We start from the raw sequence: 350 nt of genomic DNA on the forward strand, positions 1-350 counted from the left end.
TGCCTTCCGCTCGCCGGACGCCGGCGGTGGCCCGTCCTCTGCTTCGCCGTGGTGTCGATCGGCTTCGCCCTCGACCAGCTCCGCGGCTACCACTCACTCGCCGGCATCGCGCTGCCCATCACGCTGTTGAGCGTGGCCTCCCACCTGGAACACCACAGGCGGGCAACCGCGATCGCCGCCTCCGTGGCATACGTCCCGCTGGCGGTCGCGCTCCACCGGCTCGGCCCCGGCGAACCGCCCGGCGAGTTCGTGACGTTCTACCTGGCCGTGGCACTCGCCTGGGGCGTCGGGTCATGGGTTCGTCACACCCGGGCCCTGGAGGCCGAGCGCCGCCGCCGCGTCGCCGAGGA

General features: G+C 73.4%; 1 protein-coding gene. It reads left to right on the top strand.

Annotated features, from left to right (window positions below; translation table 11 throughout):
• The coding region (locus tag J0695_RS41015) for a DUF7134 domain-containing protein (RefSeq protein ID WP_443727146.1) at window positions 1–350 on the top strand (350 nt) is incomplete at both ends.

It is taken from the genome of Streptomyces beijiangensis (assembly GCF_017315755.1).
In the GTDB taxonomy this organism is placed as follows: domain Bacteria; phylum Actinomycetota; class Actinomycetes; order Streptomycetales; family Streptomycetaceae; genus Streptomyces; species Streptomyces beijiangensis.